Raw genomic sequence first — 2,885 nt, forward strand, 5'->3', positions numbered from 1 at the left:
AGCTCCCGCAGCCCACCCCCAGCCGCACCACGCGCGCGCAGCACAACAGAGAAGCTACTTCTTGTCGTGCGAAGAGAGCCAGCCGAAGAACTCCGAATACCAGAGCTTGCTGTTCCGCGGCTTCAGGATCCAGTGGTTCTCGTCCGGGAACCACACGAGCCGTGAATCCACCCCACGCGCCTTCAGCGTGTTGTAGTAGGCCAGCCCCTGCTGGTCCGGCACCCGGAAGTCGAGTGCCCCGTGGATCACCAGCGTCGGCGTCTTCATGTTCTTCGCGAAGGCGTGCGGGCTCTGCGAGTTGACCTTCGCCTGGTCGTCCCAGTACCAGGCCCCCAGCTCCTTCGCGTGCCAGGTGTAGGCGTCGTCGCTGAACATCGCCGTCCAGTCGAAGCAGCCCGCATGGCACACATACGCCTGGTAGCGGCCCGGCTTCACGTGCCCGTTCATCCACGCCACCATGTAGCCGCCATAGCTGCCGCCCGTCGCGAACACGCGGCCGCGGTCGATGTACGGCTTCTTCAGCATCAGGTCGGTCGTCGCCTCCACGTCCTGCAGCTCCAGTTCGCCCCAGCGGTGCGTGATGCTGTCGAGGAAGCCGTAGCCGAAACCGCTCGAGCCGTGGTAATTCACGCACACCACCACATAGCCCTGCGCCGCGAACACATGCGTGTTCCAGCGGTAGTGGAAGGTGTCGCCGGCCGCCGCGTGCGGACCGCCATGGATGCTGTGCAGCAACGGGTACTTCTTCTTCGGGTCGAACCCCGGCGGGTACACCACCCAGGCCTGGATCTCGTCGCCCAGCGCACCCTTGAACCGCACGTCCTCGTACCTGCCCAGCTTCACGGGCTTCAACAGATCGTCGTTGAAGCGCTCCAGCCGCTGCGGCGCCTCATCGCCCGCGCGATGCGCATGCACCCGCGCCGGATGATCCATCGCATCGGCCGCCGTCACGACCACCTCGCCCGCCACGTCGAAGCCCTGCACCCAGCCGCCCCGCGCCACCACGGCCGCCTCGCGCGCCGCGATGTCGAAACGCCACAGGTGGCAGCGGCCCTCGTCCTCGGCCGTGAAGTAGAGCGCCTCGCCATCGGCCGACCAGCGGATCGGCCCGTTCACCGCGTGGTCCCAGGCGGCGCTCAGCACCTGCTGCTTGACCGGCGCGTCGATGCCGCGCTGCAGCACCGCCGCATGGTTGGGCATCGTGTGGCGCTTGCCCTGGTGGCTCGCGAGGAACGCGATGCGCTTGCCATCGGGGCTGTAGCGCGGCGCCTCGAAATCCCAGGCCTTGTCCTGCGCGATCACCTCGATGCGGCCGGTGCGCACCACCACCTCGGCCAATGACTTGCAATGGTCCAGCCGCTTCTCCGGCGCCGGGTCGAACGCGAACGCGACGTGCCGGCCGTCGGGCGAGATGTCGAACGAATGCGCGTCGGGGTCGCCGCGCTGCAGCTCGTAGCCGCTGCCCTCGAACAGGTCGCGCACCCGGCCGCTCTCGACGTCGAGCACCAGCACGTGCGCCACCCGCTCCATCGGCAGGTTGCGGTCCCAGTAGCGGTACTGCGCCTCGCTCGTCACGTAGGCGGTTTCCTTGCGGTCCTTGAAGGCCTGGTGGCGCTTGGCCTGCGCGGCGGCACCGCGCACATCCGGCCACACCCACGAGACGAACGCGATGCGCTTGCCGTCGGGGAACCACTTGAAGGCCTCCACGCCCGGCGCGAAATCGCTGACGCGGCGCGCCTCGCCGCCATCGGGCGCGATCACGTACAGCTGCGGCGTGTCGTCCTTCTTGCCCTGCTGCTCGCGCCGCGCGATGAACGCGATGCGCTCGCCGGTCGGCGACCAGGCCGGCTGGCCATCCTTCTCGCCGGCCTGCGTCAGCCGGCGCGGCCCGCCGCCGAAGGTCGACAGCAGCCACAGGGCCGACATGCCCTTGTTGTCCTCCATCGAGTAGCTGCCGACCGAACAGACCGCCTGCGCGCCGTCGGGCGACAGGCACAGTCCGCCGACGCGCTGCAGCGCCCACAGGTCATCGATGCTCAGGGTCTTGTGTCGGGCCATGATGGTGCGGGCCGCCTCGTGAGCGGCGTTCGTGGGGAAACGGGATTGACGGGGGATGGCGGGGAGAGGCCGGAGCCACTGCCCGCCAGGCGTCATCGGTTGTGCTTCTGCATGAACACGAGCTTCTCGAACAGCGACACATCCTGTTCGTTCTTCAGCAGCGCGCCCACCAGCGGCGGCAGGCTCACCTTCTCGTCCTTGCTCTGCAGCACCTCCAGCGGGATGTCCTCGGCCACCAGCAGCTTCAGCCAGTCGAGCAGCTCGCTGGTGCTCGGCTTCTTCTTCAGCCCGGGCAGGTTGCGCACCTCGTAGAAGTTGCGCAGCGCGGCGGCCAGCAGCTCTTTCTTCAGCGACGGGAAATGCACCTCGACGATGCGCTTCATCGTGTCGGCGTCCGGGAAGCGGATGTAGTGGAAGAAGCAGCGGCGCAGGAAAGCGTCGGGCAGCTCTTTCTCGTTGTTCGACGTGATGAACACCAGCGGCCGGTGCTTCGCCCGGATCAGCTCGCGCGTCTCGTAGACGTAGAACTCCATCCGGTCGATCTCGCGCAGCAGGTCGTTCGGGAACTCGATGTCGGCCTTGTCGATCTCGTCGATCAGCAGCACCACCGGCTGCTCGGCCGTGAAGGCCTGCCACAGCACGCCCTTCACGATGTAGTTGTGGATGTCGTGCACCCGCGCACCGCCATCCACGTCGGCCAACTGGCTGTCGCGCAGGCGACTCACCGCGTCGTATTCGTACAAACCCTGCTGCGCCTTCGTGGTGCTCTTGATGTGCCACTGCAGCAGCGGCATGCCCAGCGATTGCGCGACTTCCTCGGCCAGCAT

At 67.3% G+C, this 2,885-nt stretch carries 2 protein-coding genes; both read right to left on the reverse strand.

Annotation, left to right across the window (positions count from 1 at the left end; all coding sequences use genetic code 11):
- Nucleotides 1–54 precede the first annotated feature (54 nt).
- On the reverse strand, nucleotides 55–2,058 hold the full coding sequence (locus tag AC1D1T_RS31465; protein ID WP_477840916.1) for a S9 family peptidase: 2,004 nt from the start codon (nucleotides 2,056–2,058) through the stop codon (nucleotides 55–57).
- A 92-nt stretch (nucleotides 2,059–2,150) separates the two neighbouring features.
- A partial coding sequence (locus AC1D1T_RS31470) for an AAA family ATPase (RefSeq protein WP_477993289.1) occupies nucleotides 2,151–2,885 on the reverse strand: 735 nt, incomplete at its 5' end.

It is taken from the genome of Rhizobacter sp. P2_H3, assembly GCF_056403355.1.